Origin of the sequence: Solirubrobacter deserti (genome assembly GCF_027587175.1) — a bacterium.
Classification (GTDB): Bacteria; Actinomycetota; Thermoleophilia; order Solirubrobacterales; family Solirubrobacteraceae; genus Solirubrobacter; species Solirubrobacter deserti.
Genome location: NZ_JAPCID010000016.1, coordinates 69,270 through 93,986, shown reverse-complemented (window position 1 = coordinate 93,986; position 24,717 = coordinate 69,270). Strand labels below are relative to the sequence as shown.

At 72.7% G+C, this 24,717-nt stretch carries 20 protein-coding genes and 1 pseudogene; 9 read left to right on the top strand and 12 right to left on the bottom strand.

The genetic code is table 11. From position 1 onward, the window contains the following. Window positions 1–43: 43 nt before the first annotated feature. Complete coding sequence (locus tag OJ962_RS13450) at window positions 44–1,021, bottom strand: LacI family DNA-binding transcriptional regulator (RefSeq protein WP_202958518.1); 978 nt, start codon at window positions 1,019–1,021, stop codon at window positions 44–46. Between the two features lie 9 nt (window positions 1,022–1,030). Between OJ962_RS13450 and OJ962_RS13445 the strand changes: the two genes are divergently transcribed. Continuing rightward, complete coding sequence (locus OJ962_RS13445; protein ID WP_202958517.1) at window positions 1,031–1,651, top strand: class I SAM-dependent methyltransferase; 621 nt, start codon at window positions 1,031–1,033, stop codon at window positions 1,649–1,651. A gap of 66 nt (window positions 1,652–1,717) precedes the next feature. Next, the gene (locus OJ962_RS13440; protein ID WP_202958516.1) at window positions 1,718–2,482 is read left to right on the top strand and encodes an isocitrate lyase/PEP mutase family protein; all 765 of its coding nucleotides are present in this window, start codon (window positions 1,718–1,720) and stop codon (window positions 2,480–2,482) included. On the opposite strand, the gene OJ962_RS13435 is transcribed toward OJ962_RS13440, so the two are convergent. Then, entirely contained in the window at window positions 2,479–3,036 is a 558-nt protein-coding gene (locus OJ962_RS13435; RefSeq protein WP_202958515.1) for a helix-turn-helix domain-containing protein, read from the bottom strand. The genes OJ962_RS13440 and OJ962_RS13435 overlap by 4 nt on opposite strands. A 409-nt stretch (window positions 3,037–3,445) precedes the next feature. Continuing rightward, a pseudogene (locus OJ962_RS34420) lies at window positions 3,446–3,634 on the bottom strand (ATP-binding cassette domain-containing protein); the annotation flags it as partial. 80 nt (window positions 3,635–3,714) lie between these two features. On the opposite strand from OJ962_RS34420, the gene OJ962_RS13425 reads away from it, so the two are divergent. Next, on the top strand, window positions 3,715–4,908 hold the full coding sequence (locus OJ962_RS13425) for a M20/M25/M40 family metallo-hydrolase (RefSeq protein WP_202958513.1): 1,194 nt from the start codon (window positions 3,715–3,717) through the stop codon (window positions 4,906–4,908). A 40-nt stretch (window positions 4,909–4,948) separates the two neighbouring features. Here OJ962_RS13425 and OJ962_RS13420 read toward each other — a convergent pair whose 3' ends face one another. Both OJ962_RS13420 and OJ962_RS13415 read right to left on the bottom strand, forming a co-directional pair. Further along, entirely contained in the window at window positions 4,949–6,766 is a 1,818-nt protein-coding gene (locus OJ962_RS13420; RefSeq protein ID WP_202958512.1) for a M3 family oligoendopeptidase, read from the bottom strand. A gap of 10 nt (window positions 6,767–6,776) precedes the next feature. Further along, entirely contained in the window at window positions 6,777–7,364 is a 588-nt protein-coding gene (locus OJ962_RS13415) for a TetR/AcrR family transcriptional regulator (RefSeq protein WP_202958511.1), read from the bottom strand. A 94-nt stretch (window positions 7,365–7,458) separates the two neighbouring features. Here OJ962_RS13415 and OJ962_RS13410 point away from each other — a divergent pair, with 94 nt between their 5' ends. After that, on the top strand, window positions 7,459–8,898 hold the full coding sequence (locus OJ962_RS13410; protein WP_202958510.1) for an MFS transporter: 1,440 nt from the start codon (window positions 7,459–7,461) through the stop codon (window positions 8,896–8,898). Here OJ962_RS13410 and OJ962_RS13405 read toward each other — a convergent pair. The 7 genes from OJ962_RS13405 to msrB form a co-directional block, all read right to left on the bottom strand. Further along, complete coding sequence (locus OJ962_RS13405; protein WP_202958509.1) at window positions 8,832–9,632, bottom strand: phosphotransferase; 801 nt, start codon at window positions 9,630–9,632, stop codon at window positions 8,832–8,834. The genes OJ962_RS13410 and OJ962_RS13405 overlap by 67 nt on opposite strands. Before the next feature lie 8 nt (window positions 9,633–9,640). Beyond that, window positions 9,641–9,994, bottom strand: a complete 354-nt coding sequence (locus OJ962_RS13400) for a DoxX family protein (protein ID WP_202958508.1) — start codon at window positions 9,992–9,994, stop codon at window positions 9,641–9,643. Window positions 9,995–10,005: 11 nt separating this feature from the next. Next, window positions 10,006–12,090 carry a WD40/YVTN/BNR-like repeat-containing protein gene (locus OJ962_RS13395; RefSeq protein ID WP_202958507.1) on the bottom strand — a complete coding sequence of 695 codons (2,085 nt, stop codon included), beginning with the start codon at window positions 12,088–12,090 and terminating at the stop codon, window positions 10,006–10,008. A gap of 140 nt (window positions 12,091–12,230) precedes the next feature. Then, the gene (locus tag OJ962_RS13390) at window positions 12,231–13,631 is read right to left on the bottom strand and encodes a metallophosphoesterase family protein (protein ID WP_202958506.1); all 1,401 of its coding nucleotides are present in this window, start codon (window positions 13,629–13,631) and stop codon (window positions 12,231–12,233) included. Beyond that, window positions 13,628–16,033, bottom strand: coding sequence for an ABC transporter permease (locus tag OJ962_RS13385; protein ID WP_202958505.1), 2,406 nt, complete (start codon window positions 16,031–16,033; stop codon window positions 13,628–13,630). The genes OJ962_RS13390 and OJ962_RS13385 overlap by 4 nt, the downstream gene beginning before the upstream one ends. A 37-nt stretch (window positions 16,034–16,070) precedes the next feature. Further along, on the bottom strand, window positions 16,071–16,739 hold the full coding sequence (locus OJ962_RS13380) for an ABC transporter ATP-binding protein (RefSeq protein ID WP_202958504.1): 669 nt from the start codon (window positions 16,737–16,739) through the stop codon (window positions 16,071–16,073). Between the two features lie 47 nt (window positions 16,740–16,786). Next, window positions 16,787–17,185 (bottom strand): peptide-methionine (R)-S-oxide reductase MsrB, encoded by a 399-nt coding sequence (gene msrB, locus OJ962_RS13375; protein WP_202958503.1) that lies wholly within the window; start codon window positions 17,183–17,185, stop codon window positions 16,787–16,789. A gap of 211 nt (window positions 17,186–17,396) precedes the next feature. Between msrB and OJ962_RS13370 the strand changes: the two genes are divergently transcribed. The 5 genes from OJ962_RS13370 to gnd all read left to right on the top strand — a co-directional run bounded on the left by OJ962_RS13370 (window position 17,397) and on the right by gnd (window position 24,717). Then, window positions 17,397–17,786 carry a hypothetical protein gene (locus OJ962_RS13370; RefSeq protein ID WP_202958502.1) on the top strand — a complete coding sequence of 130 codons (390 nt, stop codon included), beginning with the start codon at window positions 17,397–17,399 and terminating at the stop codon, window positions 17,784–17,786. Between the two features lie 203 nt (window positions 17,787–17,989). Beyond that, a complete protein-coding gene (tkt, locus tag OJ962_RS13365; protein WP_270006393.1) occupies window positions 17,990–19,960 on the top strand; it encodes a transketolase in 1,971 nt (656 codons plus the stop codon). A gap of 159 nt (window positions 19,961–20,119) precedes the next feature. Further along, window positions 20,120–22,153: an endonuclease/exonuclease/phosphatase family protein gene (locus tag OJ962_RS13360; protein WP_202958501.1), complete on the top strand. Its 2,034-nt coding sequence runs from the start codon at window positions 20,120–20,122 to the stop codon at window positions 22,151–22,153. Window positions 22,154–22,251: 98 nt separating this feature from the next. Then, window positions 22,252–23,805, top strand: coding sequence for a hypothetical protein (locus tag OJ962_RS13355; protein WP_202958500.1), 1,554 nt, complete (start codon window positions 22,252–22,254; stop codon window positions 23,803–23,805). Next, window positions 23,806–24,717 (top strand): phosphogluconate dehydrogenase (NAD(+)-dependent, decarboxylating), encoded by a 912-nt coding sequence (gene gnd / locus OJ962_RS13350; protein WP_202958499.1) that lies wholly within the window; start codon window positions 23,806–23,808, stop codon window positions 24,715–24,717.

Here is a 24,717-nt window from a genome sequence, read left to right as displayed (position 1 = left end):
GTCGGTTTGTCAACCCCTGGTTGACAGAACGATCACTCGGGTGTCAGGGCGGCGCGGTCGACTCGCGGACCTTCAGCGCGACGGGCATGACCTGCTCGTCGGGCGGGCGGTCGCCCGCGAGGTCGCGGGCGAGGGCTTCGAACGCGATCGCGCCCAGGCCCTCGGCGTCGACCGCCACCGTCGTGAGCGGCGGCGCGAGCACGCGTGCGAAGTCGAGGTCGTCGAAGCCGATCACGGACAGGTCCTCCGGGATGCGCACGCCGCGGTCGCGGGCCGCGAGGTAGACGCCGCCGGCGAGGATGTCGTCGTCGCAGAAGACCGCGGTCACGCCCTCGTCGAGCATGTCGAGCGCGGCCTGCTTGGCGCCCTCGAAGGTGAACGGGGCCTTGACGGTGGGCGGCGGGCCGCCGAGGCGCTCCGCCATGCGCGCCGCGCGCAGGTCGAACGTCGGCGCGTCGAAGTTGGAGCTGACGTGGCCGATCCGGGTGTGCCCGAGCGCGAGCAGATGGTCGACGGCGAAGTCGACGCCCGCCTCGACGTCCAGGCGCACGACCGGCAGGCCGCGGCCGGGCATCATCTCGATCTGGATCGCGTGCTCGGACGTGCCGGGCGGCAGGTCGGACTCGAACAGCAGCAGCCCGTCGGCGGGCCCGGCCAGCAGCGCCTGCACCGACGCCGCCTCCCACGCGCGGTTGTTGCCGATGTCGACGAGCACGACCGTGTAGCCCGCTTCCTGCGCGGCGCGCTGGGCGCCGCGCAGCACGCGGCCGAAGAACGGGTTCGTGATGTCGGGGACCACGAGCGCGACGCTGCGCGCGACGCCGGTGCGGAGCGCGCGGGCCGCGACGTTCGGGCGGTAGCCGAGCTCGGCCGCCGCGGCGCGGACCGCTTCCTCGGTGCGCGCGGAGATCCGGCCCCGGGCCTTGCCGGAGAGCACGAGCGAGACCGTCGACTGCGAGACGCCTGCGCGGCGCGCGACGTCGACGCTGGTGACGCGGGGCGGAGCGGAGATGTCCGCCATCCTAGGGACGTGGACGACGACCTGGTCGAGGAAGTGGTCGGCGTGGCGGGGCGCGACCTCGCTGTGCTGCGCCCGCGCGACGCCGAAGCGCTCCTGAGCGAGGACGACTTCGCGCACGACGAGTTCCTGCCCTACTGGGCGGAGCTGTGGCCGAGCGCCACGGCGCTCGCGCGGGTGATCGGCGCCCGCGCCCTGCGGGGCAGGCGAACGCTGGAGCTCGGGTGCGGACTCGGGCTGGTGGGTCTGGCGGCGGCCGCGGCGGGCGCGCGCGTGACCGCGACCGACTGGGCGCCCGACTCGATCGCACTGCTCGAGCGCAACGCCGCGCGCAACGGGCTGACGCTCGAAGCGCTGTGCGTGGACTGGGCTTCGCCGGGCGTGCTCGTCGAGCGGGCGCCGTGGGAGCTCGTGCTCGCGTCGGACGTGCTCTACGAGGCGCGCAACGGGGTCGCGCTGGCGCCGCTGCTGCCCCGGCTGATCGACGCGCGCGGCGAGATCTGGCTCGCGGACCCCGGCCGGCGGGAGGCCGGCCCCTTCCTCGAACGCATCGGCGAGGTGTTCGACATCGAGACGCGCACGGCGCCGGAGATCCCCCAGGGCGCGATCCACCGCATGCGTCTCCGGCGATAGGCGGGGCGTCGCGCCGCCGCAGCGATCGTGAAGTCGTCCCTTTCCGGGGCGTGAAAGGCTTGAGGAATGACGCAGCGAGAGAAGGCCGAAGAGCTGCGCCGCCTGCACGCGGCGCCCGAGCCGCTGGTCCTGGTCAACGCCTGGGACGCCGTGAGTGCCCGGGTGGTCGCCGACGCCGGTGCGCGCGCGATCGCCACCGCGAGCTGGTCCGTGGCCGCCGCCCGCGGCTACGGCGACGGTGAGCAGATCCCGCTCGACGAGATGATCGACGCGGTGCGCATCGTCGCCCGCGCGGTCGAGCTGCCCGTGACCGCCGACCTGGAGCGCGGCTTCGGGGACGCCGGCGCGACCGTCGCCCGCGCGATCGAGGCCGGCGCCGTCGGCTGCAACCTCGAGGACTCCGACGGAAAGGGCGCGCTGGTACCGGTCCAAGCGCACGTCGCCGCGGTGCAGGCCGCCCGCGCCGCGGGTGAGTCCGCCGGCGTGCCGCTGGTGATCAACGCGCGCACCGACGTCTTTCTCGAAGGCCTCGAGTTCGACGAGGCCGTCGCGCGAGCCCGCGCCTACCTGGGCGCGGGCGCGGACGTGATCTTCATCCCCGGCGTGAGCGACGTCGCCACGCTCGAGCAACTCGTGATCAAGATCCGCGGCCCGATCAGCGTGTTCGGCGGCGCCGGCGGGCCGACGCTGGACGAGCTCGCGCGGCTGGGCATCCCACGCGTGAGCTACGGCCCGGGGCCGCTCGGCGTCGCGATGGCGGCGCTGGGCCGCGCCGCGAAGACGCTCCTGGGCGGGGGAGAGCCCCCCGCCGAGCTGGCCAACCGGCCCTAAGAGGTGACGATCAGCGCGCGGGTGCTGGTGCCGCCCGCGCGGCGCAGGCGGTGCGGAAGCGCGCCGTCGAAGCGCAGCGTGTCGCCCTCTTCGAGCGTCGTCAGCGAACCGGCGACGTCGACCTCGATCGAGCCGCGCGCGACGTAGATCGCGACCTCGCCGGGTTCGGTGGCGGCCTCGGCGGGCCAGCGCCGGTTCGCCGCCGTCCACTCGCGCAGGGTCGGGGCGGCGGGCTCGCCGGGGAGCTCGCGGAGGGTGGCGCCGTGGTGCTCGGCGACCGCGCCCTCGTCGCGGCGCACGACGCGGACCGCCTCGCCCTGGCGCGGCGGCGCCCAGAGGTGGGCGACCGAGACGTCCAGGGCGGCGGCGATGCGCTCGACCGAGCTCACGCTCGGCTTGGCGAGGCCGCGCTCGACCTGCGACAGGAACGGATGGGACAGACCAGCGAGCCGGCCGAGACCCTTGAGGGTCAGCCCGCGTTCGCGGCGCAGCGTTCGCACACGCGCGCCGAGGTCGGTCTCGAAACCGTTGGTGGAAGGGAAGCCGCTAAGCACCGTCTTCCAGACTAACGCGCGACGTCCCGAAAACTGTCAAGCGGGCCGTGCGGAAGTTTGATGACGTCTACGCGGCGCGGGAGATCTCGTCCGCGACGTCCTCGGCGGACTGCGCCAATGAGCGCAAAACAAGCACTTCGACGCTTCCAGCGTACCGGACCCGGCCGCCGGCCAGCAAAGTGACATCAGAGGCGAGGCGGTGGAGCGCGTCCAGGCGGCGCGTGGCCCACACGGCGGCGCCGCCGCGGGCGGTGTGGCGCACGACGAGCGAGCGCACCGCCGCGCGGGCCTCGCTGCTGAAGCCCGCGGATGGCTCGTCCACCAGCAACACGGACGGGTTGCCCGCGAGCGCCTGCGCGAGCAGCAGCGGCGAGGCGGCGGCGTCCGCGACCAGCACGACGTCCTGGGCCCGCGCCACGCCGCCGGTCGGCGCGAGCTCGCCGGAGAGCACCCGCAGCAGCACGCTCTTGCCTGCCCCGCACGGGCCGATCAGGCCGTGGACCTGGCCGGCGCCGACGCACAGATCGATCCCTGAGAGCACCGCCCGGTGGCCGAAGCGCAGTTCCAGTGCGGCGGCCTCGACAAGTGGCGCGGGCATGGGCCGATCATCCGTTCAGCACGGGTGGGTCGCCCTACCCGATGGTCCAGGCGAGGACGGACGTACTAGCCTCGCCGCGTATGACCATCGATGTGGACGCAATGGTCCGGGATGCTGCAGCGCTCGTCAGCGTGCCGAGCGTGACCGGAGACGAGCGCGCGGCGCTCGAACGGCTCGGCGAGCTGGCCGCCGCGCTCGGTCTCGAATGTGACCTGCACCGGCACGATCTCGCGGCGCTGCGTACGCATCCGGATCACCCCGGCGAGGAGGCGCCGCGCGACGAGCTGTGGGGCCTCACGGTCACCCTGCCCGGCACCCGGCCCGGCCGGATCGCGCTCAACGGCCACGTCGACGTCGTCTCGCCCGGCACCGAGCCGTGGCGGCTCGGCCCGTGGTCCGGCGCGGTCGAGGGTGGGCGGCTGCACGGCCGCGGCGCCGTCGACATGAAGGGCCCGGTCGTCGCCGCGCTGCACGCGCTCGCGGCGCTCAAGGACCAGGAGCGCCCCGAGGTCGTGCTGATGGCCGTCCCGTCCGAGGAGGACGGTGGGCTGGGCACGTTCGCCGAGCTCGAACGGGATGCGACCTTCGACGCCGCCCTGCTTCCCGAGCCGACCGGCCTGCGCGTGGTCTGCGCGCAAGCCGGCGCGCTCACCTTCAAGGGCGAGATCCGCGGCGTCGCCGCCCACGCCGCCGAGCGGCTCTCCGGCCACTCGGCCATCGACCGCTACGTCAAGGTCCACGCCGCCTTCGCCGCGCACGAGCGCGCCGTCAACACCGATGTCGCGCACCCGCTCATGCGCGAGCTCCCGCTGCCGTACCCGCTGCTCGTGGGCCAGCTGCACGCCGGCGAGTGGTCGAGCATGGTGCCGGACCGCCTCGTGTTCGAGGGGCGCCTCGGCGTTCCCGTCGGCGCCGATCTGCAGCAGGCCCGCGACGAGCTTCAGGCCGTGCTCGATCGCGCGCTCGACGACGGGCTTCCCCCCTGCCGGCTCACCTGGGAGGGCGGCGCGTTCGCGCCCGGCACCACCGACCCCGACCATCCGTGGGTCAAGACGGTGCAGGAGGCGCTCGCCGCGGAAACCGGCAGCGCCCCGCTCGCCGGCGTCCCGTGGGGCGCCGACATGAGGCTGTTCACCGCCCGCGGCATCCCCGCCGTGATGGTCGGCACGCGCGACATCGAGCTCGCGCACGCCGTGGACGAGTCCGTCGCGATCGACGAGCTCGCCACGGTGGCCCGCACGATCGTGCGGGCCGTCAATCGCGCCCCCGTTTAAGGTCGGATGATCGGGGTGGGGCGGAGGGGATGTCCTGCCTTCAAATTCGGCCAGCGTCTTTCGCGGCCTGCTCGGCCTGCTCGAGCTTGCGCTCGACGAGGTCCAGGCCCTTGTCCCAGAAGCCCGGGTCGGCGAGGTCGACGCCGACGATCTGACCCAGATCCTCGGGCGACTTGGAGCCGCCCGCGCGCAGCAGGTTCACGTAGTCGGCCTCGAAGCCCGCGCCCTCCTCCTCGTAGCGGCCGTAGACCGCCAGCGCGAGCAGCTGCCCGTACGCGTAGGCGTAGACGTAGCCGGGGGAGGCGACGAAGTGGGGGACGTAGGACCACCAGGAGCGGTAGTTCTCGGTGACCTCGACGGCGTCGCCCAGCAGCTCCTCCTGCGACTGCGCCCACAGCGCGCCGAAGTCGTCCACGGACAGCTCGCCCGTCTCGCGCCGGTGCGTGTGGATGAGGTGCTCGAAGCGGTTCATCGCCACCTGGCGGAAGACAGTCGCGATCGAGCCCTCGATCGACTCCGCCAGCAGCGACAGGCGGGACTCCGCGGAGGGAGAGGCCTCGAGCAGCCGCCCGAAGACCAGCGTCTCGCCGAACACCGAAGCGGTCTCCGCCAGCGTCAGCGGCGTCGCCATGTGGAACACGCCCTGCGACCCGCCCAGCACGGCGTGCACGCCGTGGCCCAGCTCGTGGGCGAGCGTCAGCACGTCACGGCGCAGGTGCGTGTAGTTGAGCAGCACGTACGGGTGCGCGCTCGGCACGCCGTAGGAGCAGAACGCGCCACCGCGCTTGCCCGGCCGCACCGGCCCGTCGATCCACGGCTGCGCGAAGAACTGCGACACGATCCCGCCGAGCTCGTCGGAGAAGGAGGAGTACGCGTCCTGGACGATCTCCTTCGCCTGCGGCCAGCCGATCTTCTCGTTGTCCTGTGTCACGGCCGCCATGCGATCGTAGTCGGCGAGCTTGTCGAGCCCGAGCAGCTGGGCCTTGAGCCGGTACCAGCGGCGCGGCACCTCATAGCGCGCGCGGACGGCCTCGATCAGCGCCTGCACGGACTCGTCGGAGGCCTCGTTGGACAGGTTGCGCGCCGCCAGCCAGTGCGGGTAGTTGCGCAGCCGGTCGTCGGTCATCTTGTCCGCGAGCAGCGTGTTGAACGCGTACGCCCGCGTGCGCAAGCCGGGCGCCAGCGCGCCCGTGACGCGCTCGGCGGTGTCGCGGCGCACCTCGCGATCGGGCGAGAACAGGCGCGAGAGCGCGGCGTCCAGCGGCACGTCGCCCTCGTCGGGCAGCTCGACCGTGATCGCCGCCGTCTGCTCCTCGAACAGCCGCACCCACGCCGACCGGCCGGACAGCTGCTTCTCGGCGAGGATGCGCTCCTCGGGCTCGCTCAGCAGGTGCGGCCGGTAGCGGCGCGCCGTCTTCAGATGGTGGCGCGCGAAGTCGAGCCCGTCGGTGGCGAGCAGCTCGTCCGCCTTCGCGTCGTCGAGCGCCGCCCACTCCAGGTGGAAGAACAGCAGCTTGGTCTCGATCGCGGTGCCCTTCTCCTCGACGCGCTGCAGCAGCGCGCCGTTCGCCGGGGACTGCGTGTCGGTGCTGAAGGCGAGGTGGGCGTAGGTGCCGGCACGCGCGGCGATCTCCTCGATCTCCGCCAGCTCCTGCATGGCGGCGATCAGGCCCGCGCCGTCGATCGACGACAGCTTCCCCGCGTAGGTCTCGGCGAACGTGTCCGCGCGCGCCTGCGCGTCGGCGAGCAGCGCGTCGACGCCCGCCTGCGGGTCTTCCCCGGCGCCGTTCAACAGGTCGGTGAGGTCCCACGCGACCTCTTGCAGCTCGGGGTCGCTCACGGTATCGGGGGCGCTCATGCCCCCAAGGCTACGACGGCAGTGGCCCGGAAGCGTTCGTGGCGCGCAGGCCGTCGATGATGATCGCCAGGTGGCGGCGCCACGCGGCCTGGCACATGTGAGGCTTGACGGTGGCCATGCCGATGCCGCAGGTGAACATCGGGATGTCGTCCAGGACGATGTCCGGGCGCAGATCGCCCGAATCCTTCGCCCGCTGCACGAGCTGCATGTACGCGTCGTTCATCTCGGCCATCAGGTCGGTGTCGAACGGCATCTCGGCCTGGCCGATGATCTCGGTGAACGCGCGGTCGGAGGCGAGGACCTCGACGCCAGCCCACAGCGCCGTCGTGAACGCCTCCCACGGGTCGTCGATCTCGAGCGCGCGGCGCGCGGACGCGAGCACCTGCTCGAACAGCGAGACCGCGAGCGCCGAGACGAGCGCCTCCTTGGTCGGGAAGTGGCGGTACACGGTCCCGACGCCGACGCCGGCCTTGCGGGCCACATCGTCCATCTGCGCGTCTCGCCCGTGCTCGGCGAAGACGGCTCGGGCGCCCTCCAGCACCCGCTCGCGGTTGCGGCGCGCGTCGGCGCGGAGCGGGCGTTCGGTGGGGATGGACATGGGTCGACTGTAGGGCTTGACAAACGGAACTTCAACTCCGTATCTTGCGAAGCGAAACCGGAACTCCACCTCCATTTCCTCCCCAGGGGTCATCATGTCTTCCACCTCCACGGACCGGCGCTGGCTCGCGCTCGTCCTCCTCGCCGCCGCACAATTCGTGGTGGTCCTCGACGCGTCGATCGTCAACGTCGCGCTCCCGTCGATCGGTCAGTCGCTCAGCTTCAGCCCGGACGATCTGTCCTGGGTGGTCAACGCCTACACGCTCGCCTTCGGCGGCTTCCTGCTGCTCGGCGGCCGGCTCGCCGACCTGCTCGGCCGGCGGCGCCTGTTCATCCTCGGCCTGATCCTGTTCGCCGGCGCTTCACTCGCGGGCGGCTTCGCCCAGAGCGACATCCAATTGATCATCGCCCGCGCCGTCCAGGGCCTCGGCGCCGCGCTGCTCTCCCCGGCCGCGCTCTCGCTCGTCACCGTGCTGTTCAAGGAAGGCGCTGAACGCAACAAGGCGATGGGCGTCTGGGGCGCGGTAGCGGGCTCCGGCGGCGCCGCCGGCGTGCTGCTCGGCGGCATGCTCACCGAGTGGGCCGGCTGGGAGTGGGTGCTGTTCGTCAACGTGCCGATCGGCGTCGCCGCGGCGCTGCTCGCCCCGCGCCTGCTGCCCGAGTCGCGCGAGGAAGGGCACCGCCACTTCGACGTCGCGGGCGCCATCACCGTCACCGCCGGCCTGTCGCTGCTCGTCTACTCGCTCGTGAACGCGAACGAGGCGGGCTGGACGTCGACCGAGACGCTCGTGCTGCTCGGCGTCGCGCTCGTCATCCTCGCCGTGTTCGTCGTCCTCGAGCTGCGCAACCGCGCGCCGCTGGTCCCGTTCCCGGGCATCTTCCGGCTGCGGACCGTGCGCGGCGTGAACCTCACCGGCCTGCTGGTCGCGGCCGCGCTGTTCTCGATGTTCTTCTTCATCTCGCTCTACCTGCAGCAGGTGCTCGGCTTCGACGCGCTGGAGACCGGGCTCGGCTACCTGCCGCTGGCCGGCGGCATCATCGTCTCGGCGGGCATCGCCTCGACGCTGGTCACCCGGCTCGGCGTCCGGCCGGTGCTGGTCGCGGGCCTGCTGCTGACGGCGATCGGCCTGCTGTGGTTCTCGCAGATCTCGGTCGGCGGCAGCTACCTCGCCGACATCCTCGGGCCGTCGCTGGTCAGCGCGTTCGGGCTCGGGTTCGCGTTCGTGCCGATGACGATCGCCGCGGTGGCGGGCGTCGAGCCGCACGAGGCGGGCCTGGCCTCCGGCATGATCAACACGAGCCAGCAGATCGGCGGCGCGCTCGGCCTCGCCGTGCTGGCCTCGATCGGCAACTCGCGCCGCGACTCGGTGCTGGAGGCCGGCAGCGCGCTCCCCAACGCGATGACCGAGGGCTTCCAGCTCGCGCTCACCGTCGGGGCCGGGATGGCCATCGTCGGCGCGCTGGCGGCCTACTTCCTGGTGTCGCCGTCCACGCCCGCCGAGCCGGACGGCAACGCCGTGCCCGTCATGACCTGACGCCACACGGCGAGCTGTAGCGAGCGCGCCTCGATCCACAGCTTCAGCTCCCCCGGATCGAGGCCCATGCGGGAGGCGGCGTAGGCCGCCTCCTGGCGCTCGCGGCCGTAGCGGCCGGCCAGCAGGCAGGCCGCGTCCCACCCGACCGGGCCGAGGCACGTGTCCTCCCAGTCGTTCCACAGCGGTCCACCCAGCACGTTGCCGAGGTGGGCGTCGCCGTGGAGCGGCTGGACCGGGGAGCGCAGCTCCGACAGGACCGGGATCAGCTCCTGGAAGCGCAGCAGCAACGCGGTCGCCGCGTCGGGCGCGATGCGCTCCTCCGCCGCGAGCCGGGCGAGCAGCGCCTCGGCCTCGGTGACCGTGCCCAGCAGTGGGAGCGAGCCGCGGTAGGAGCGCAGCGCCTCGTGGCAGTGCGCGAGCGCCTCGCCGGCCCGCGCCGCGTCGACCTCGGCCGGCGGCGCGTAGCGCCAGAACGAGAGCACCCGGCCCTCATGCTCGTGCGGGCCCGGCGGCAGCTCTCCGCTCGGTGCGACCACGGGCGCGCCCGCGCGCGCCAGATGCCCCGCGACGCTCAGCTCGCGCGCCTGCCAGGCCGGGCCCGGGCGCACGGCCGCGATCGTCCCGGCCACGCGCGCCACCACCGGCGCAGGGCGAAGGTGGACGAGCACGTTCAGTTGATCGCGCAGGATGACGGGCTCCTCCACGCGCAATCCGTGCGCGCGCGCCACTGCCACCGCCGCGCTTAGCGCAGCGCGGTCTTCCACACCAAGGCGATCATCGCACCCTGCAGCGGCAGGCGTGCGTACAGCAACGACTTCGGGATGCGCCGGAAGCGCTCCGGGTGCACGGCCATCTCGACGTTGGCCGGGAACACGCCGACGAGCGTGGCGATCAGCCACCAGCCCGCGGCGCGCCGGGTCTTGGGGTGCAGCACGCCCGCGCCGCCGGCCAGCTCCGCGACGCCGCTCGCGAGCACGAGCTCACGGTGGGCCGGGAGGTAGCGCGGCATGATCGCCTCGTACAACCGGGGCCTGGCGAAGTGCAGGAGCCCGGTGGTGATGAACGAGGCGCCGAGCACGGCGCGGGCGAGCGACATGCGTACTGAGGCTAACGCGGCCCCCTGAGTGCGCTGGATCCGGCGCCCTGACGGCCCGAGTCACCGGCCCAGCGGGCGACGAACGATGCGCGGCCGCGCAGGCGGAAGCTCGCCGTGAAGCGGCCCCCGTTCGCGCCCGCGGTCACGACCTGCTCGGTCCAGCGGCTGCCGGTGCGCGCCGAGACGACGATCGGCTCGCCGCCCTGTGCGCCGTTCAGCCGTCCCGTCACGGTGACGGTGCGACCGCTGCGGCGGGCGCGGTTGAGCGTGATCGTCGAGCGCGTGCCGAAGTCTCCGCCGCTCGCCGTCGTGAACAGGCTGCGGAAGACGCCGGCGTTGACCGCGGGGGTGGAGGTGAGCGCGTACGAGCGCGAGGCGCTCGGGCTGATCACGCCCTCCGTGCCCGGGAACTGGCCGGCCGAGATGCGCTGCGGGCGCCAGTGCCGGCCGCCGTCGCTGGTGCGCAGGACGTACGCGACGCCGACGTCCGCCGGGTACCCGCTGAGCGTCAGGTAGCCGTGCGTGGAGGAGCCGAACGCGAGCGCGAGGCCACGGCTGGTGCCGACCGCGGCCAGCTCCCGCCAGCGCCGGCCGCCGTTCGTGGTCCGCCACACGCGGCCGTCCGTGGTCAGCGCGTAGCCGCCGTTGGCGGACGTCATGTCGAGGTCGGCGAGGCGACCGGGGCGCCGGACCGTCGTCCACCGCCGACCGCCGTTGGTCGAGCGGATCGCGGCGTTGCGTCCGTAGGCGAAGATCGTGCTGCCGGCACGGTCGAACGTCGTCACCCGCGTGCGGTTCTCGACGGCGCTGAACTGTCCGCCGCCCGTAGCCCGGCGGACGCCGCGCGGGCCGGCGAGCAGGACCGTGTCGCCGCGCGTGATCACGGCCAGCGGGGCGCTCGTCGTGCCCGGGTCGATCGGTGACCAGCTCGCGCCGCCATTGCTGGTGCGGAACAGCCCGCCGCGGAAGTCGAGCGCGTAGCCCTCGTTCTCGCTGCTGAAGGACGTGTCGCGCAGGTTGGACGAGGTGGCGACGTTGATGGCGCGCCACGTGACGCCGTTGTCGGTCGTGCGGGCGAGCTGGCCGCCCGAGCCGAGCGCGAGCGCGATGTTCGGGGCGGGGCCGAGCCGCAGGCCGAGGCCGAACGAGCCCGCGATGTCACCGCCGACCGGCGTGTAGTTGCGGCCCGCGTCGTTGGAGACGGCGGTCGCGCCGCCCACGCCCGCGGCGACGGCGCGGGCCGGATTGGCGAAGCCCGCGGCGTAGAGCGGGGCGGTGGCGGCCGTGATCGGCTCGGTCGTGTCGCCGCCGTTCTCGGTTCTGAGGAGGCGGTCACCGCGGTCGGTGGTGAGCAGGCACAGGTCGAGCGTCGCGCAGCTCACGCCGGTGATGGTCGCGGCGACGGGCTTGGCCTGCCAGCTCTGGCCCGCATCGGTCGAGCGCAGCAGCGTGTCGGGGCCGAAGGCGTAGAACGTGGTCGCGTCGATCGCCTCCAGGCGCCGGACGCTGCCGCCCGCGACGTCGGGCTCCGGCGTCCACGACGCGCCCGCGTCGGTGGTGCGCAACGCCGTGTTCGTGCCCGAGAGGAAGACGATGCCCGCGTCGGGGGAGGTGAAGATGGCGTCCGCGGGCGTGGCGTTGCCGCCGCCCGCGCTGCCGGGCGTGCCGGGGATCGCGGTGACGCGGCTGAAGCTCTCGCCGCCGTCGGTGGTCCTGAGGACGTTGCCGTTGCGCAGCAGGATGTAGCCGAGCTGCGGGGTGACGAAGTACGTCGCCGCGACGGGCTCCGGGCAGTCGATCTCGGTCAGCACGTAGAAGCGGCGGAACGTGCGGCCGCCGTCGTCGGAGCGGCGCAGTACGCAACCGTCACCGCCGAGGATCGTCACGACGTCCGGCGTGACGGCCTGGATGCGGTTGAGGTCGAGCGACGTGCCGGTCGGGAGACCGGTCCAGGTCGCGCCGCCGTCATCGGTCCTGAGGGCGGTGCCGTCGTCGCCGATCGCGTACCCCCGACCCTGGGCGAAGTCGATCGCCCTGATTGTGTTGCCCTGCGGCGTCGGGTTGCCCCACTGCCAGCCCGACTGGCTCACCTGCACGGCGGCGTGGCCTGCGGCAGGGCATGCCGCGGCCAGGCTCAGGGCAGCGCAAGTGCCCAGAAAAGCCCTGGAAATCACGTACTTCTCCTCTCGCTGTGATGCTTGCCGGTGAAGCGGCTGCGAGCGGAATTGGTTGCGGGTTATGAAACGTTCACGAACAGGCGGACGTTGCGGTCTTGCCTCTCGCCGGCGAAACGTTGGGGGCGCCCGCCCTGGGCGTCCAGGAACGCGAGCTCGCGGCTGATGCCGGCGAGGCCCCGGCCGTCGTGGTCGACCATCCACGTCTCCAGCGCGGCGCCGTCCGCCGTCTCCCGCAGGCGGAACATGCGCGATTGCTGGGGGAAGTCGGCGAGCGAGCTCGTGCTGACCAGCCAGTAGCGGCCGCGCGGGGTGACGCGGTTGCGGTGGCTGTTGCCGGAGATCGCGGCGACGACGTTGGGGTGGCGGTCGAGGATCTGGAGGGCTTCGGGCGTGAGCGGGTTGTGGGAGAAGACGATCGCGTGGCGATCCGTGTCCAGCTGCTCGTCCAGCCGCTGCAGCTGGTCGGGGTTGATGCGGGCGCGGCTGGTGCCGTCGCGGTTGACGGTGTCGACGGTGATCGCGCGGACGCGGTCGGTGAGGTCGACCGTGTAGTCGAAGCGCTCGCGGCGGAACGCCCGCTCCCACTCACCGGAGCCGACCAGCCGGCGCGTGTCGTCGGCGGGGACGTCGACGCTCGGGAGGAAGAACTGGTTGCCGAGCAGGGCGGCGGTCGCGCGCTGGGCGTCGATCTCCGCGCGCGGGAGCTGGTCGAGCAGCTCGGGGTCGAGCGCGGTGATGAGCTCGTCGCCGGTGGCGTAGGCGTTGATCTGCTCGGTCGGTTGGACCTCGCCCTGGGCGAGCACGTCGTGGTTGCCGACGAGCGGGTACAGCGGCGCCTTCAGGCCCTCGGCGGTGAACGCGCGCTGGGCCTGCGCGAGCGCGCCGGGGTGCGCGGGCGCGTCGAAGTCGGGGCGGTAGTAGAACGGGTCGGCGGAGTCGGGCTGCTGCACGCCGCGATAGCCCGGGCCGCCGCTGTCGGGGTTCACGCGCCCGCCCTCGAGCGTGGCGAGCGCGAGCTCGAGCTCGTTGCGCTGCGCGTTGTCGGTGATGTCGCCCGTGAGGAAGACGGCGTCGGGTCGTTGCGCATTGAGCGCGCGGATCGCGGCGTCCAGCGTCTGGGCGCTGAACGCCTCCTGCGGGCGGAACGTAGACGTGAACGGGGTGCCGATGCGGTCCAGGAACGGCACCCGCGCCGGCGACTCCTCGTCGCGCACGTGTGTGTCCGTCAGCTGGCCGAACGTGACGAGGGTCTCGCCGAGCCGTGACGGCGTGCCGCGGTCCGTGAGCGGCTCGGCCGGTCCGGCGTCGAGGAAGCCGTCGCGGTCGGGGTCGACGAGCGTCGACCGCAGGGTCGAGTCGCCGCCGGCCGCGGGCGGCGAGTCGTCACCGCACGCGGCGAAGGCAAGGGCCGCGAGGACGGTCGCGGCGAACGCGCGGCGGGCGGCGCGGGGCGCGGTCATTCTTCGCGCAACCCCGCGATGATCGGCTCGCTCATCACGCGGCGCGCGACGAACGCGGTCGCCAGCACGGAGAGCGCGAGCAGGCCGCCGATGACCAGCGCGATCTCACCCGCGGACGCGCCGAGCGGGAGGGAGGCGAAGCTCGCGGCCAGGCGCGAGACGAGCGGGCCGAAGACGGTGAGCTCGAGCACGACGCCCGCGATCGCGGCCGGGACGGCGACGGCGACGGCGACGCCCGCGAGCACGAGGCCGATGGTCGTCGCGTCGGCGCCGGTGGCGCGCAGCAGCGCGACGGCGCCGCGCCGTTCGCGCGCGGTGACCGTGAGCGCCTGGATGAGCGCGTACAGGCACACGAGGCCGACCGCCAGGCCGACGCCGCGCAGCACCGCGGCGAGCACGGCCAGGAACGCGGCGTTGTCGGTCTGCGCGGCGCCGACGGGCTGGAGGCTGGCGCCGAGGTTCACCAGCTCCCGCGTCACGGTCGCCGGGTCCGTGTTGGGCTCCAGGCGCACGACGACCTGGGGCGTCAGGTCCGGCCGCGTCTCGAGCAGCTTGTCAGGCTGGATCCACGCGATGCGGCCGTCGTTCTCGAGCGCGCGCACGATGCCTGCGACCTTGAAGCGCACCTCGCCCCCGTCGGGAATCTGGGCGGCGAGCGTGCTCCCGGGGCGCAGGCCGAGCGCGTCCGCCATGCCGAGGCCGACCTCCACCTCGTTCGCGTTCGCGATCCGGCGGCCCTCGGCGAGCGGCGGGTTCTCGAAGCGGGTGTGGTCGCCGGGATAGGCGACGAGCCGGATCGGCTCGCCGAGGCGGAACGAGTCGGCGGCGTCGATCGAGTAGCGCTCGCCGACGTCGGCCACGCCCGGCAGCGCGCGGGCGGCGTCGAGCTGCGACGAGTCGAGCTGCACCGCGAGCTGGTAGCGCTTGCCGACCGTCCCGGGGTCCTCGCGCAGGCGCTCGAGCAGGCTGGCGAGCGCGAGCATGAGCGTGACGACGCCCGCGCAGACGGCGATCGTCGCGACGGCGGCGAACCAGCGGGCGCGCGCGGCGGTGGCGAACCGCACCCCGAGGCCGAAGAGCGAGCCGCCGCCGTGGGGGCCGGAGTCGCTCGACGTCGGCCGCCCGGTGGGGGCGCCGACGCCGTGGGGGCCGGCCGCGCGCGACCCCCGAAGCGCGGAACCGGCTTCGCCGAAAGAGGGGGATGTTCCGCGCGTACGGGGGCCGCGCGCGGCCGGCTGGAGCGCCGTGGCGGACGCTCTCGTGCGGCGGCGCGGTCGCTTCGCGAGGTCGCCGCCGCGCAGGATCTCGACCGGTGGGCGGCGCGCGGCGCGCCACGCGGGCCAGGTGGCGGCGGCGACGACGAGCGCGACGACGGCGGCCGCCGCCAGAGTTAGCGGGCCGAGCAGCGTGGCGCCCGGGCCGAGCTCGTTGAGCGCGGCGATCAGCTCCGCCGCGGGGCGCGCGACGAGCAGCGCGCCGATCGCGATCCCCGCGAGCGCGGCCGGGAGCGCGACCAGCGCGGACTCGACCGCCTGCTGCGCGGCGATCCGCCCGGGGCCGAAGCCGAGCGCGCGCTGGACGCCGAGCCCGGTCAGGCGGCGCTGGACGTCGGCGTGCGCGCTGGCGGCGAGCATCGTGCCGGCGGCCAGCAGCGCGACGAGCGAGAACGCGATCAGCAGCGAGATCACGATCCCCGCCGCCTGCGAGAGCAGGATCTCGACGCCCGTGCGGGTGATGAACTGGAGCTTGCCGAGGCCGAACGTGACCGAGCGCGCCTGGGCGAGCGTGACGTCGGCCTTATCGGGGTCGCTGAGCCATAGCAGCGCGACGTTGGGCGCGACGCGCCGGTGCTGCGCGCGCGTGACGTAGACGCGCGCGGTGCTGGCGAGCGGGAACGCGACGTTGTCGGGCGAGACCGCGATGCCGCTGATGCGGAGCGTGCCGTGCTCCTCGACGAACAGGTCGTCCCCGACCCGCAGGTCCCATTCGCGCGCCACGCCGCGTTCGACCACGACCTCGCCGGTGCTGCCGTCGCGGATGTCGCGGCCCTCGACGACCTTGTAGCCGCGGCGCCCGTTGAAGACCGTGGTCACGGCGCCCTTGCCCGTCGAGTTGAGCCCGGCGCTGAGGTCCTCGTTGAGGTCCTCGAACCGGTAGGAGCGGGCCTCGAGGTTCGGCAGAGCGGACACGCGTGCGTCGATCCGGCGCCGCGGCTGCTCGTCGAAGCGCGCGATCACGTCGGGCAGCTGCGCCTGCTCGGCGGAGCGCTGGAAGCCGGTCGCGAGCGAGTAGCCGACGGTCACGCTCGTGCCCACCACGAGCGACGCCGCGAGCACGCCGAGCGCGGCCAGCAGCGTGCGGCCGCGACGGGCACGGAGTGCCGCGAGGGCGTCGCGGATCACGCGCGCCGCCTCGCGCGGCCGACGTCCCGGCGCGCGGTCACGGAATGAGGCGCCCGTCCCGGAGCGTGAGGACGCGGTCGGCGATGTCCGCGGCGGCCGACTCGTGCGTGACCATCACCACGGCCCGGCCCTCCTCGGCCCCGGCGCGCAGCAGGCGCAGCACCTCGGCGCCGGCGCGCGTGTCCAGGTTGCCGGTCGGCTCGTCGGCCAGCAGCACCGGCGGGTCGTTCACCAGCGCTCGCGCGATCGCGAAGCGCTGCTGCTCACCGCCGCTCAGCTGGTGCGGGAGCGACCGCGCCACCCCGCGCAGCCCGAGCCGGTCGATCAACGCCTGCCCGCGCTCCGCGGCGTCCGGCGCCGCGCCCCGGACCCGGCCGGCGAGCAGCACGTTGGCTTCGCCGCTGAGCTCCGGCAGCAGGTGGAAGAACTGGAAGATGAACCCGATGTGCGTTCTACGCAGGCGCGAGAGCGCGCGTTCGCTCACGCCCGTGACCGGCTCGCCCGCGACCGTGATCGTGCCCGCGTCCGGCCGGTCGAGCCCGCCGACGAGGTTGAGCATCGTCGACTTGCCCGTGCCGGAGCGGCCGAGGATCGCCACCACCTCGCCGGGCTGGACGTGCAGGGCGGCGCCGTCCAGCACCCGCCGGGCGGCGCGGCCTTCCCCGAAGGTCTTCACCACGCCGGTGGCGGCGATCACGGCGGCCATCTACCCACCGTAGGCCGCTCTATAAAGCCGCGCTCAGGCGGGTGCGCCTACTTTGCGTCGAGGTCCAGCGCGGCGCTGTTGATGCAGTAGCGCAGTCCGCCCGCCTCGCGCGGGCCGTCCGGGAACACGTGGCCGAGGTGCCCGCCGCAGCGCTTGCAGACGACCTCGGTCCGGATCATGCCGTGCGAGACATCCTGCTTGGTCTCCACGTTCTCGGCGAACGCGGGCTCCGTGAAGCTCGGCCAACCCGAGCCCGACTCGAACTTCGTGTCGCTGGAGAACAGTTCCGCGCCGCAGCCGGCACAGCGGTACATGCCGTCGTCGTGGCAGTCCCAGTACTTGCCCGTGAAGGCCCGCTCGGTGCCGGCCTGGCGCAGCACCGCGTACTGCTCCGGCGTCAGCTCCTCACGCCACTGCGCGTCAGTCTTCTCGATCTCCGTGGCCATGCCTTCAAGGGTACGGCGAGCCGGCCGCGGCGACGCGTGGCGGCGGCTTCAAGCAGGGCCTGGCTCTGCGCCTCGGCGTACATCGTCATCAACTGGGGGTGCATGGGAGCCATCTTCAAGCTCCGACGCGACCCCCACATCGGGCGTTCGGAGCGCGCTCGCGCGCCACACCCCTTAGGGCCGTCGGCCCCCTCCCTTACGCTTCGAAGGCATGACGCATCAGGCGCAGGTGCAAGCCATCCTGGCCGGCGCGAGAGCGGAGCGGACCGCCCTGCTCGAGCAGCTCTCCCCGGCTCTGCGGGCGTCGCTGCCGGTCGACGCGACCGGGATCACGCAGGCGCTCGACCACCTCGGCGAGGCGGCCGGGATCGACACCCACGCCGAGCAGGTCAGCGCACACCGGACCAACGCCGCCGTCCTGCACGGCCGCGTCTTCGGTCGCGCGCCGCTGTCGGCCGACACGATCAACGCCGCGTTCGTCGACGGCGCGCACGTGCGGGCCGGCACGCTCAACCACCTCGCCGACGCGGTGGGCGGCGAGGCGCTCGTGATCGACGTCGGCCGGATGCTCGAGCGCCCCATCCGCCCGACGCCGACATAGCGGCCGCGTACGCCGCGCAGGAGCAGGCCGCCGTCGTGATCGCGAAGCACTTGGACGAGGCGTCGCGCTAGCTTCTCGGGTCCGAAAAGGAAGGCGGGGCATCCCCTCCGCCCCACCCCGATCATCCGACCTTACTTTCCGAACTCCACTGGAGGCCAGCGTTGTCCGTCGCAGAAGATCGGACCACCCTCGACGAGCTCTGCGTGAACACGATCCGCACCCTCTCGATGGATGCGGTGCAGAAGGCCAACTCCGGCCACCCCGGCACGCCGATGGCGCTCGCGCCGCTCGCGTACGTGCTCTACACGCGGGTGATGGAGCACAACCCCAAGAACGACAAGTGGGCCGATCGTGACCGCTTCGTGCTGTCCTGCGGCCACGCCTCGATGCTCCTGTACTCGATGCTGTACCTGACCGGGTACGGCCTCACACTGGACGACCTCAAGAACTTCCGCCAGCTCGGCTCGCCGACCGCCGGCCACCCGGAGTACGGCCACGCTGCGGGCATCGAGACCACGACCGGGCCGCTCGGCCAGGGCATCTCGACCGCCGTCGGCATGGCGCTCGCCGAGCGCATGCTGGCCGAGCGCTACAACCGCGAGGGTCACGAGATCGTCGATCACTACACGTACGTGATCGCGTCCGACGGCGACCTGCAGGAGGGCATCGCCTCCGAGGCGTCCTCGCTCGCCGGCCACCTCGGCCTCGGCCGGCTGATCTCCTTCTGGGACGACAACCACATCTCGATCGAGGGCGACACCGCGATCTCCTTCACCGAGGACGTCGCCGCCCGCTACGAGGCGTACGGCTGGCACGTCCAGAACCTCGGCGAGGACATCGGCCTGGACCGGATCGAGGAGGCGCTCGCCAACGCCCGCGACGTCACCGACAAGCCGTCGCTGATCGTCGTCCGCACGCACATCGCGCCCGGCTCGCCGAACAAGCAGGACACGCACGAGGCGCACGGCGCGCCGCTCGGCGAGGAGGAGATCAAGCTCACCAAGCAGGCCTACAACTGGCCGTCGGAGGAGCCGTTCTTCGTTCCGGAGGAGGCGCTCAACCACTTCCGCGAGTGCGAGACCAAGGGCGAGGAGCTCGAGTCGGCCTGGAAGGAGCGCTTCGAGGCCTACCGCGCCGCGCACCCCGAGCTGGCCGAGCAGTTCGAGCGCCAGCTCGCGCGCAAGCTGCCGGAGAACTGGGACGCCGAGGTGCCGACCAAGGGCCCGGACGCCGGTATGATCGCCACCCGCAAGGCGTCCCAGGACATCATCCAGTGGGCGGCCGCGCAGGTGCCGGAGATGATCGGCGGCTCCGCCGACCTCGCGCCCTCGACCCTCACCCTGATCAAGGACGCGGACTCCGTGCAGGCCGGGTCCTACGGCGGCCGCAACCTGCACTTCGGCATCCGCGAGCACGGCATGGGCGCGATCGTCAACGGCCTGACGCTCTCCGGCTTCCGCGCGTACGGCGCCGGCTTCTTCATCTTCAGCGACTACATGAAGGCGTCGCTGCGCCTGGCGGCGATCATGCGCATCCCGTCGACGTTCGTGTTCACGCACGACTCGATCGGCGTCGGCGAGGACGGCCCGACCCACCAGCCGATCGAGCAGCTCGCGGCGCTGCGCGCGACGCCGAACATCAACGTCGTGCGGCCCGCGGGCTACAACGAGACCGCGCTGGCCTGGCGCTTCGCGCTGTCCGCCACCGAGACGCCGACGGCGCTCGCGCTCTCCCGCCAGGGCGTGCCCGTGTGGGACCCGGCCGGTGTCCCACGGGACGCGATCGAGCGCGGCGCGTACGTGCTGCGCGACAGCGAGGGCGAGCCGGACCTGATCCTGATGGCGTCCGGCACCGAGGTCCACATCGCGCACGACGCGCTCAAGATCCTGGACGGCGAGGGCGTCAAGGTGCGCCTGGTGTCGATGCCGTGCCTGGACCGCTTCGAGGTGCAGGACCAGGCCTACCGCGACTCGGTGCTCCCGCCGTCGGTGACGGCGCGCGTGGCCGTCGAGGCCGCCTCGCCGCTCGGCTGGCACCGCTGGGTCGGTGACCGCGGCGCGGTCGTGGCCATGACCACGTTCGGCGCCTCCGCGCCGGCCGGCGCGCTCTACAAGCACTTCGGCTTCACCGGCGAGAACGTCGCCGACGTCGCCCGCGGGGTGCTGGCAAAGTAAGCGGGGCAGGGGAGCGAGCCGTAAGGGCGAGTTCCCCCAGCGAGTGCGAGCGCACAGCGCGAGTCACTCGCCGTTCACATCGCTCGGGGTCGCGGGGCCTAGCCTCGCGACCCGAACGTCCGGCAAGGGGTTGCCGGGTCAACACGAGCGGGAGACTCGATGAAGAAGCTTGTCCTGGCCGGCGCGGTCGCGCTGGCCGCCGCCGCGGCGCCGAGCGCGCAGGCCGCGTCGCTGAACGTCGCGACCTACAACATCCACCACGCCGAGGGCGTGGACGGGACGCTCAGCATCCCGCGGATCGCGAACGAGATCCGCAAGACCAAGGCTGACGTGATCGGCCTGCAGGAGGTCGACCGCCACTGGGGCGCGCGGTCGGAGTTCGTCGACCAGGCCGAGCGGCTCGCCAAGCGCCTGGACATGAAGGTCGTGTACGCACCGAACCTCGACCTTGAGCCGCTGAACCCGGGCCAGCCGCGCCGCCAGTACGGCACGGCGATCCTGTCCTCCTACGACATCGTCAGCTCGCGCAACACGCTGCTGCCGCGTCCCAACAACGGTGAGCAGCGCGGGCTGCTGGAGGCCGTGATCAAGGTCGGCAAGGCGCGCGTGCGCGTCGCCAACACGCACCTGCAGCACAACAGCGACGTGGAGCGCACGGCGCAGGTCAACCGCATCCTCGAACTGCTCGAGCCGGCCGAGGAGCCGACCGTGCTCCTGGGCGACCTCAACGCCCTGCCGACCGCGCCCGAGCTCGCGCCGCTGTACACGCGCTTCGACGACGCCTGGACGCTCGGCGGCGTCGGCGAGGGCTTCACCTACCCGGCCGAGGCGCCGGACCGCCGGATCGACTACGTCTTCGTCTCGCCGGACGTGGACGTCAAGAAGGCCCAGGTGCACCCGACGCCCGCCTCCGACCACCTGCCCGTGAGCGCGAAGCTCCAGGTCAAGCCGGAGAAGGGCGTGCTGGCCAAGACGACGCTGCGCGCGACGCGCGCGACGGAGGCCAAGCTCACGTTCACGGCCTCCGCGCCGGACACCGACTGGGCGCGCAACGGCCGTGAGGCCGCGGTCGTGTCGGTGCTGGTCGACGGCGTCAAGACGCAGGACGTCGTCCTGCACCAGGGCGCGCGCCAGTTCGCCTACGAGGTCGCGCTCGGCCGCGTGCAGTCCGGCAACCACCAGATCCGGATCGTGCTCAACGACCGCATGTCGCCGCCCGCGGTGGGCCCGGTGAACGTGAGCAACCTCAAGCCGAGCCTCAGCCCGGTCGGCGACCTCGTCGCCCGCCACGCGCCGATCCTCTACGGCCGCGACATCCCGGAGGTCGCCGGCCGCTGGGAGAACGCGCGCACCGACGTGCCGCTGCTCTCCTACCACACGATCACGCCGCACGCCGACGGCACGCGCACGATCGAGTACACGGTCATCTGGTCCAACGAGGACGGCGGCACCAACTCGCCCGCGCTGATGGCGCGCTGGGGCCGCACGACCGACATCGAATGGCTCTACCGCGTGAAGGTCGACGCGGCCGGCAACGCCATCGCGGGTGAGTTCCACGGCCTCAACCACGTCACCACGCCGTTCACCGGCCTCAAGGAGGGCGACCACCCGCTCCTGGAGGTCAACAGCTCCAACAACAACATGACCCAGGTCACGAACCTGGCGGAGACGTCCGGCTACCGCTTCTTCCTGGACACCAGCCGCACGCTGCCCGCCGGCCGCACGCGCGAGGCCGCGATGGACGCCGAGCCCTGGACCTACCAGGTCATGGCCAAGGAGATGCTGCGCGAGGGCCGCCTCGAGGCGACGTCGAACCCGGCGACGGTCGAGGTCTCCGACCAGCGCAACTACCTGTGGCTCGAGCTGGAGAAGACCGGCGCGCCGGTCACGCTGGCGGCCAAGGTCGACGGCGTCTGGTACCGCGCCGACCACCTCCAGCCCGGCTGGTCGATCGAGCGTGACGGCAGCGCCGCCACGACGATCGAGCTCCCGGCCGGCACGACCGAGGCCGACGTCGAGGAGATCAAGGCCATCCTCGTCCCGACCGCGACCCGCACCGAGGCGGTGTTCCGCGCCGTCAACCGCGGGTTCTTCCTCGGCGAGGACTACCTGCCGCTGCCGTCCTTCGTGCAGTGGCGCGGCACCGTGAACCTCACGGCGGCCGCACCCGAAGCCACCGTCTGGCAGCGCTGATCCTTCCCGGCTGCGCGTCCGCGACACGTCGCGGACGCGCAGTTCGCTAGCGTCCGGAACGCAAGTCCTGGAGCCGCCACGGGAAGGAACTGGAAGCCATGAGTGACGTCACGACGATCGAGGCCGACGTCCCCGAGCGCTACGCCGATGCGGTTCAGACCCGGCTCAGACGAGCCGCCGACGAGGACATCGTCGGCCGGCTCTGGCGCAGGGACGGGACGCTGTGGGCGCCCGAGGGCACGCCCGAGGTCACGAACCGGCTCGGCTGGCTGGACATCGCCGAGCGCTCCCGCGAGGAGCTCGCCGATTACGAGCAGCTGCGCGACGAGCTACTGCGCGAGAACTTCACGGACGCGATCGTGCTCGGCATGGGCGGCTCCAGCCTCGCCCCCGAGGTCTTCCGCCAGTCCTTCCGGCCCGCCGAGAACGGGCTCAGGCTGCACGTGCTGGACTCCACGCACCCGGACGAGGTCGCCAAGTACCTCGACAAGCTCGACCTGAGCAAGACGCTCGCGATCGTGTCGAGCAAGTCGGGCGGGACGATCGAGCCGATGTCGATGTACAAGGCGTTCGCCGCGCGGATGCCCGCCCCGAACTTCGTCGCCGTGACCGACCCCGGCACGAGCCTGGAGACGCTGGCCAACACGAAGGGCTTCCGGCGCGTGTTCCACGGCGACCCGGACATCGGCGGCCGCTACAGCGCGCTGAGCGCGTTCGGCCTCGTTCCCGCGGTGGTGGCGGGCTATGACGTCGCCGCCGTGCTCGACGGCGCGATCACCGCGGGCGAGGAGTGCCGCTCGGAGTCCGGCGGCAACGGCGGGCTGTGGCTCGGCGCCGCGCTCGGCGAGCTCGCCCGGGCCGGCCGCAACAAGCTCACGTTCGTCGCCGACGACCCGCTGAGCTCCTACGGCGTCTGGGCCGAGCAGCTCGTCGCCGAGTCCACCGGCAAGCACGGCACGGGCATCCTGCCGATCGCGGACGAGCCGCTGCTCGCGCCGGAGGCCTACGGCGACGACCGCGTGTTCCTGCACGTCGCCGTCGAGGGCGGCGGCAACGCGGGCAAGCTGCGCGCGCTCAAGGACGCCGGCCACCCGGTCATCACGCTGCACGCGCTCGGCGCGACCGACCTCGGCCGGATCTTCTACCTGAGCGAGTTCGCGGTGGCCGTCGCCGGCTGGGTGCTGGAGATCAACCCGTTCGACCAGCCCAACGTCCAGGAAGCCAAGGACAACACCAGCCGGGTCCTCAAGGAGGGTTCCGGCGGTCTGGAACCGGGAACGCTGGGCGAGCTGACCGAGGGTCTCGAACCGCCGGCGTACTACGCGATCATGGGCTACCTGCCGTACTCCGAAGAGACCGAGGCCGCCGTCGCGCGCGTGCGGCAGCGGCTCATCGAGCAGCACAAGGTGGCGACGACGTGGGGCTACGGCCCGCGCTTCCTCCACTCGACGGGCCAGTTCCACAAGGGCGGCCCGAAGACCGGACGGTTCCTGCAGATCGTCGACGAGCCCCAGCAGGACCTCGAGGTCCCGGACGAGCCGTTCACGTTCGCGTCGCTGATCCGGGCCCAGGCCGACGGCGACCTCGAGACCCTTCGCAACCACGGCCTGCCGGCCGTGCGCATCGACGTCAAGGACCTCAAGGAGCTGTAGATGCAGATCGGATTCGTCGGCCTCGGCAAGATGGGCGGCAACATGGTCCATCGGATCGAGCGCGACTCGGACCATGAGGTCGTCGCCTTCGACCCGAACCCGGAGGCCGTCGCCGCCGCCGAGAGCCACGGCGCCGTGGGCGCGTCGTCGCTTGAGGAGCTCGTGTCCAAGCTCGACGCGCCGCGCCTGGTGTGGCTGATGGTGCCCTCCGGCAAGATCACCGAGGACACGATCACCAAGCTCGCCGACCTGCTCGAGGAAGGCGACACGATCGTCGACGGCGGCAACACGAACTGGCACGACGACCAGCGCCGCGCGAACGAGCTCGAGCCGCGCGGGATCCGCTACGCCGACGTCGGCACGTCCGGCGGCGTCTGGGGCCTGGACCTCGGCTACTGCATGATGGCCGGCGGTCCCGAGGAGTCGATCCAGCGCCTGTCGCCGATCCTCGACGTGCTCGCGCCGCCGGACGGCTGGCGCCACTTCGGCCCCGCCGGCGCCGGCCACTTCGTGAAGATGGTCCACAACGGCGTCGAGTACGGGATGATGCAGGCCTACGCCGAGGGCTTCGACCTCATGCACCAGTCGCCCTTCCCGATCGAGCTCAAGGAGGTCGCGGGGCTGTGGAACCGCGGCTCGGTCGTGCGCTCATGGCTGTGCGAGCTCGCCGAGAAGGCCTTCGAGGAGGAAGGCAACGACCTCAGCCGCCTGGTCGGCTACGTCGACGACTCCGGCGAGGGCCGCTGGATGATGAACGACGGCATCGAGATGGCCGTCCCGACGCCCGCGCTCGCCGCCTCCCTCTACGCGCGCTTCTACTCGCGCAAGGAGGGCGACTACGCGGCCCGCGTGCTGGCCGCGCTGCGCAACCAGTTCGGCGGCCACGCGGTCAAGAAGGTCGAGGAGACCTGA